This is a genomic window from Myxococcus vastator, assembly GCF_010894475.1.
In the GTDB taxonomy this organism is placed as follows: domain Bacteria; phylum Myxococcota; class Myxococcia; order Myxococcales; family Myxococcaceae; genus Myxococcus; species Myxococcus vastator.
Genome location: NZ_JAAIYB010000458.1, coordinates 1 through 6,451, shown reverse-complemented (window position 1 = coordinate 6,451; position 6,451 = coordinate 1). Strand labels below are relative to the sequence as shown.

6 protein-coding genes are annotated in these 6,451 nt (G+C 71.6%); 5 read left to right on the top strand and 1 reads right to left on the bottom strand.

Features of this window, described 5'->3' with window-relative positions; translation table 11 throughout:
- The first annotated feature begins 10 nt into the window (after window positions 1-10).
- Window positions 11-2,479 (top strand): DNA internalization-related competence protein ComEC/Rec2, encoded by a 2,469-nt coding sequence (locus tag G4D87_RS31270; protein WP_163786356.1) that lies wholly within the window; start codon window positions 11-13, stop codon window positions 2,477-2,479.
- Complete coding sequence (locus G4D87_RS31265) at window positions 2,476-2,730, top strand: hypothetical protein (RefSeq protein ID WP_176413435.1); 255 nt, start codon at window positions 2,476-2,478, stop codon at window positions 2,728-2,730. The genes G4D87_RS31270 and G4D87_RS31265 overlap by 4 nt, the downstream gene beginning before the upstream one ends.
- Window positions 2,731-2,742: 12 nt before the next feature.
- Here the strand turns inward: G4D87_RS31265 and G4D87_RS31260 are convergent, their stop codons facing one another.
- Window positions 2,743-3,948 carry a carbohydrate-binding family 9-like protein gene (locus G4D87_RS31260; RefSeq protein WP_163786354.1) on the bottom strand — a complete coding sequence of 402 codons (1,206 nt, stop codon included), beginning with the start codon at window positions 3,946-3,948 and terminating at the stop codon, window positions 2,743-2,745.
- Between the two features lie 167 nt (window positions 3,949-4,115).
- Between G4D87_RS31260 and G4D87_RS31255 the strand changes: the two genes are divergently transcribed.
- The 3 genes from G4D87_RS31255 to G4D87_RS31245 all read left to right on the top strand — a co-directional run.
- Window positions 4,116-4,739, top strand: a complete 624-nt coding sequence (locus tag G4D87_RS31255) for a hypothetical protein (protein ID WP_240358752.1) — start codon at window positions 4,116-4,118, stop codon at window positions 4,737-4,739.
- A gap of 137 nt (window positions 4,740-4,876) precedes the next feature.
- A complete protein-coding gene (locus G4D87_RS31250; protein ID WP_163786352.1) occupies window positions 4,877-5,647 on the top strand; it encodes a YqjF family protein in 771 nt (256 codons plus the stop codon).
- A gap of 134 nt (window positions 5,648-5,781) precedes the next feature.
- A partial coding sequence (locus tag G4D87_RS31245; protein WP_163786351.1) for an FHA domain-containing protein occupies window positions 5,782-6,451 on the top strand: 670 nt, incomplete at its 3' end.

The window sequence follows — 6,451 nt, the reverse complement described above, 5'->3', positions numbered from 1 at the left end:
GGGTTGGAAGGTGGAACGTCATGCTTGGCGCGACCTGGGCGCGCGTCCTCTCTTCTTTCCCGCCCTGAGCCTGTCACTCGGAGCCCTCTGCGCCCCGGTAACAAGCACGGCCGCGGAACCATTTCTCGTTTGCGGGCTTTTACTGGGAGCACTCGGGCTGGCGCTTGCCAGGCTGCCTGGTGCGCATCTCGCCGTGTTGGCGTCGCTCTGGGCGGCGGGCGTGGGGCTGGCGCGCTGGGAGTCCCAGGTGGAGGTGCCGGCGGAGCTGACCCAAGGCAACGCCATCGTCATCGAGGGAGAAGCGGAGCGGGTGGACCGCTTCGACGGGACGACGCGTGTCCGATTGGCCGTCGCGCGGGCTGGCGTCGCGCCCGGACCGTTGGCGCCTGTCCGGTTCCGGATGAACCTGTCCCTGCGCGGCGAGCCACCGCCGCTGCTGCCCGGTCAACGTGTCCGGGCGGAGACGAAGCTGCTGCCCGACGCGCCGCCCTCCAACCCGGGCGAGAAGGACTTCGGCGCAGCGCGACGGCGACAGGGCGTGGCCTTCACCGGCGGCATGGACGCGCGGCGCCTGGTGGTGCTCTCCCCTGCCCCGGCGTGGCGGGTGTCCTTGGAGGACACGCGCACGCGGCTGGCGGCGGCGGTCCACGCCGTGGCGCCGTCAACGGACGCGGCGGCGCTCTTCCTCACCCTGGCGGCGGGACAACGCGCGGCGCTGGATGATTCGTGGGAGGAGGCCTTCTCCCGCGCCGGACTGGCTCACGTGTTGAGCGTCAGCGGGCTGCACGTGGCGGCGCTGGCGCTGATGACGCTCGCGGTGCTGCGGCGGCTGGTGGTGCGCACCGGGGAGCGGTGGCGCATGCTGGATGCGCGGCAGGTGGCGGCCCCCGCGGCGGTGCCCTTCGTCTGGGCCTATGTCGTGTTCACCGACAACCAGCCTCCCGCGGTGCGCTCCGCGGTGATGGCCACGGTGGTGCTGCTGGGACTGGCGCTGTGGCGGCGCGCGGACGGACTCAACGGCCTGGCCGCGGCGGCGGTGGTGCTGGTGGCCTGGGCGCCCTCCAGCGTGGCGGACCTGTCGCTGCGCCTGTCGTTCCTCGCCGTGCTGGGACTGGTGCTGCTGTCCCCGCCGCTGCGGCAGGCGCTGCCCCTGGCCGAGCCCGACCCGTCCGAGCCCCACCGCGTCCGGCGCTGGTGGGGGCAAGCCCAGGAGACGGTGGCGCAGACGCTGTGCGCGAGCGCCGCCGCGACGCTGTCGGGACTCCCCATTGTCGCGGCGACGTTCGGACGGGTGAGCCTCGCGGGGCTCATTTCGAACGTGGTCGCCCTGCCCTTGTGCGGGCTGCTCACGGGCCTGGCCGCGGGGGGCGCCGCGCTCTTCGTCGTGGCCCCCGTGCTGGCCACACCGGTGCTGTGGGCCGGCGCCTGGGCGTCAGAGCTGCTGCTGGTCATCACCCGGCTCTTCGCGGCGGCGCCGTTGGCCTCGGTCGAGGTGCCGTCACTGGGCGTCCTGTCGGCGCTCTACGCGGCGGGGCTGCTGACGTGGGCGCTCGGCACGGGGCGCTGGCGGCTGGGAGGCCTGTTGGCTCCCGCGGCCGTCGTCGCCGCCATCCTGGCACCGGCGCTCACGCCGCAGCCCGGGCTGCGCGTCACCTTTCTCTACGTGGGTCAGGGCGACGCCGTGGTCGTCAGCTCCGGAGGTGAGCACATGCTCGTGGACGGCGGCGGCGTTCCAGGCGGCATGGACACGGCGGAGCGATTCATCCTCCCGTACCTGAAGCAGGCGGGCATCTCCCGGCTGAACCTCGCCGTGCTGTCGCATCCGCATCCGGACCATGCGCTCGGGCTGGCATCCGCGCTGAAGCAGCTTCCCACCCAGCGGCTGTGGATGCCCGCGGGCGATGGAGACGGCCCCCTTTCACGGCAGGTGGTGGCCGCGGCGGGGACGGCGCTCGTGGAGGAGGTCGAGGTGGGCCACCCTCCCCTGCGCCTGGGCGAGGCAACCATCGAAGTGCTCGGGCCACCGGAGCTGGACGCACGCGAGCTGCTGGAAGGCGCGAATGACCGAAGCGTGGTGCTGCTGGTGCGCCACGGCGACGTCACCGTGCTCCTCACGGGCGACGTGGAGGCGGATGGCGAGGAGGCCCTGGCGGAGCGGCTGGGCCCGGTGACGGTGATGAAGGCCCCTCACCACGGCTCGCGGACCTCGTCCACGCAGGCCCTGCTGGCACGCACTCGCCCACGGCACGTCGTCTTCTGCGTGGGCCGGCGCAACCGGTACGGCTTTCCCCACGAAGACGTGGAGGCGAGATACCGGGCGCAGGGCAGCGAGTGCTGGCGAACCGACCACCATGGCGCCATCACCGTGGAGAGCGACGGCCAGGACGTCCGCCTGCTCACCTTCCTGTCCCACGAGCCCTCCCCCCAGGTCATGCCGGTTGCGCAGGCACAGGGCTCGTCACCAGATTGGGGACGATGATTCCAGAGGATATCGACCTCCAGCAGCTCACCGCCGACCTGAAGAACGCGCTCGGCCCGGGAGAACCCATCGGGTACCTCCGCGGCAAGTCGGTGATGCGCGACCTGCTCGTGGACATGCGGGGCTTCTCGGAGCTGGAGGCGGAGGAGCTCATCGACACGATGGAGCTTCGCGGCTTCCTCCGCTTCCTGGGGGACCCCACCGAGCGCTCCGTCGCGGACGCGCACTGGGACATCAGCCCCCACGCGTGAGCGCGGGCGCCCCTATTCGAACACGAGCCAACCGAAGCGCGGCAGCGCATGGAAGTCGCCGACGAAGAGGGGCGAGAAGGACTGCCCCTCCACCGTGCGGCGGTCATGGTGCTCCAGCCGGTAGAGGTTGAAGCGCCAGCGGTCACCCGGCCGGGGCGGGAGGTGCGGGACCTCGGCCAGCCGGTCAAAGGGAATCTTCATCTCCACCGACCAGCCCTCGTCGCGGTCCGAGGCCTCATCCAACGTGCCCCGCACCTTCACGGCGGACGTCATCCCTGAATCCCAGGAGCGGTCCATGCCCTGCCTGCGGGCGGGGAAGTATGCGTCGAAGATGACGTTGTGCGGTGACACCTGGAGCTCGTTGTACGTGCGTCCGTCCGCGTTGGCGTCGAGGAAGATTTCCACCACCTCCTCCTCGTAGATGGGGTCATCGCGCTTGCGCAGCGTGCCCCACACGTCCGGGTCGTCCAGGTCGAAGGCCACGTAGAGGAACGTGCCGTCATGGACGAGCCGCGCCTCGGTGCGCAGGCGCGCGGCGCTCCCGTCGAAGCTCCGGCGCAGCACCACCGGCCTGGCCTGCTGCCACGCCGCGTCGTCGAGCACACCGTCGAGGGTGGGCGGCTGGCTCACGCGCGGGACGGAGTATTCGGGCAGCTCCTGCGCGGCCCCTCCCAGCTGCGGCCCCAGCATGCGCTGCGAGCCATCATGCGCCTTGGCGTCATCCACGGGCAGCCGGGAGTCTCCCCGCCAGAAGCCGAGCATCACGCGCGCGGGCGTGCCCGGCATGGGCACCGAGTGGACATCCTCGATGACCTTGCCCACCGGCCATGACGCCAGCGGCGCGGCGCCACCCTGCACCTCGTGGTCCGCGTTCGTGAGCATGCCGCCGCTGGCGGGGTCCACGACGTGGACGAAGAAGGCGAAGCCCCCCGGCGGTGGGCGGACCGCCTGGAAGTAATGGGCCAACCTCACCTGCGTGCCGGGCGCGGCCTGCTCCGGGGACACCTTGGAGCCCAGGTACACCACCGCCCCACCGGCGAACGTCGCGCCGCTGCGGAACGTGAGGTCCGCGGGCGCCGCGTCCAGGGCGCGCAGCTGCGTGGGCGCGGGGATGCGGGGTGTCTGCTGACGCGGCCCGGCCTGCTCATCACGACAGGCGACGGTGGCAAGACAGGTGACAGCCAGCAGCGGAGCGAGGACGGAGGACGGGAGACGCATCGGGGCCGCGCATCCTAGCGGGCTTCGCGTCCAATGGGTTCACCCCGAGGTGAGCGAGCAGGCAACCCTCGTGACGCTCTCGCCTTGGAGTCCCGGCAATTGTCATGCCGGGGGGTGGCTCCCATCTTCTCGCCTCAACCGGTGGTTCAGGCCCAAGGGAGGCGCGAATGAAGACTCTACTCAAGGTGGGTGCGGTGGTGGGTGTGCTGGGAGCAGGGAGCGCCATGGCACAGGAGCGGCTGGAGTCCTCCGCGGACATGCGCGGACTGACGTTCCTCGTGGGCGGCGGTGTGGAGGGCTACACGAACGCACTGGGGTCCGACATCAACCCCGGCCTGGGCTACGGCGTGACGGTGGCCATCAAGCCCACGAAGGTGCTGGGCCTCGAGCTGGGCTACTCGGGCGCCCTCAACGAATTCGACCAGCGCGTGGTGACGGGCGCCCGGGGCGGCCCGGACCTGGTGCGAAACGGCGCGCATGTGGTGGCCACGCTGGGCCTGGGTGCCGCGCCCGTGCAGCCCTACGTGTTGGGCGGCGTGGGCCTCAGCCGGTACAACGTGCGGGCGCCCACGCTCGCCTTCGCGGATGACACGGTGGGCAACATCCCGGTGGGCGGCGGCCTGCGCATCCACAGGGGCAACTTCACCGCCGATGCCCGGCTCCAGTACAGCTTCCTCCTGGACCAGCAGTTCGCGGCGAACGTCCCGCCCGGCGACGTCACGATTGGCGACCGGAACTTCAGCAGCGGCGGCAGCTACGCGGGCACCGTGAACATCGGCGCGACCTGGTAGTGACGCGGCCGCCGGTGCCTGGGCGTGGCGCGCGCCCCCGTCGCAGAACGCCGGCTTCTGCGAGGGGTGAGCGCGAGGCACGCCCGCCCTCCCAGGCTGAGTGGCGTTGGGAGAAGGCCCCGCATTAGGACGGAGGCATGCGCCCTTTCCTCACGGCGGAGTGGCGGTATCTCGTCATGCTCAACTACGAGGTGGACCCGGAGGTGCTCCGGCCCCTCGTCCCCCGCGACACGGAGCTGGACACCTGGCAGGGGCGGACGTTCGCCAGCATGGTGGGCTTCCGGTTCCTGGACACGCGCGTGCGGGGCCTGCCCGTGCCGTTCCACCGGAACTTCGACGAGGTGAACCTGCGCTTCTACGTGCGCCGCCTCGGCCCCGAGGGCTGGCGACGAGGTGTGGTGTTCGTGAAGGAAATCGTCCCGCGACAGGCCATCGCCACCGTGGCGCGAGTGCTCTACAACGAGCCGTATGTCGCGCTGCCCATGCGCCACGTCGTGGAGATGGAAGGCGCGCACACCGGCGCCCCCGGCAGCGCCGAATATGCGTGGAAGGCGGGGGGACGGTGGCAGCACCTGGCGGCGACGACGCTCGGGCCGCCGCGGGCCAGCGAACCGGACTCCGAGGCGGAGTTCATCACCGAGCACTACTGGGGCTACACCGCGCAACGGGACGGCGGCTGCGCCGAGTACCGCGTGGAGCATCCCCGCTGGTCCGTGTGGCAGGTGGACACCTCCGCGCTCGATATCGACGTGGCAGGCCTGTACGGCGCGAGGTTCGTCCCCTTCCTGCGCGGCGAGCCCAGCTCCGCCTTCGTCGCGGACGGCTCGGCCGTGGCCGTGTATCCCGGCACGCGAACGGGCTTTGATGCCAGCCAGTCGCCGGCCCCCGAGACGCCCCGCGCCGCCTGAGCAGGCGCCGCGGCGCCTCCCGCGGGTGTCTCGCGCTTCGGACGGCCCCCATCGCCATCGGGACGCACGCGGACGGCAAGTCCGCGGAACCCTGGCCTCCTGAGACGGCCGGCCCGTTGCTCCCGGGCTGGCGCATGCGCTTCGAATTCGAACACCTGGGCTCCACCACCCCCTTCGAGCTCTCCGATGGCATCCACCTCCTGGGCGGCGGCCCGGATGACCACATCCGGCTGGTGGGGCTGCCCCCAGGCCTTCTCAGCCTGCGCATCGAGGCGCAGCGGCTCATGGTGGAGGCCGCGCGCACCTTCTCCGTCAATGGCGTGCTCGTCCCCCCAGGTGTCCCGAGGCTGGTGATTCCCGGAGAGGCGCTGGGGCTGCCCGACGACATGGGCCTGCGCGTGCTTCAAGAGGCCGTCAGTGAGCGTGGGCTGGGCACCGTGGCGCTCCTCAAGGGACTGCTGACAGGAACGGACGAACCCGCCCCGTCGCGCGCGGCCACCCTCACCTGCCTCACGGGGCTGGATGTCGGGCGCGTCCATGCGCTCGCGGAGACCCAGACGGACATTGGCCGGAGCAGCGACGTGGCGATGCGGCTGAGAGACCGGGCCGTGTCCAGGGCCCATGCGCGCGTCGTCCATGAGGCGGGAGGATTCTCCCTGGAGGACCTGGGCAGCCCCAACGGCGTCTTCCTCAACGGCCAGCGCATCGACTCCCGGGTTCCGCTGGCGGATGGTGACGTCATCGAAATGGGCCGTTCACTGCTCCGCTTCCAGGCCGCCGTGGAAGAGCCCCCGCTCCCCGCCC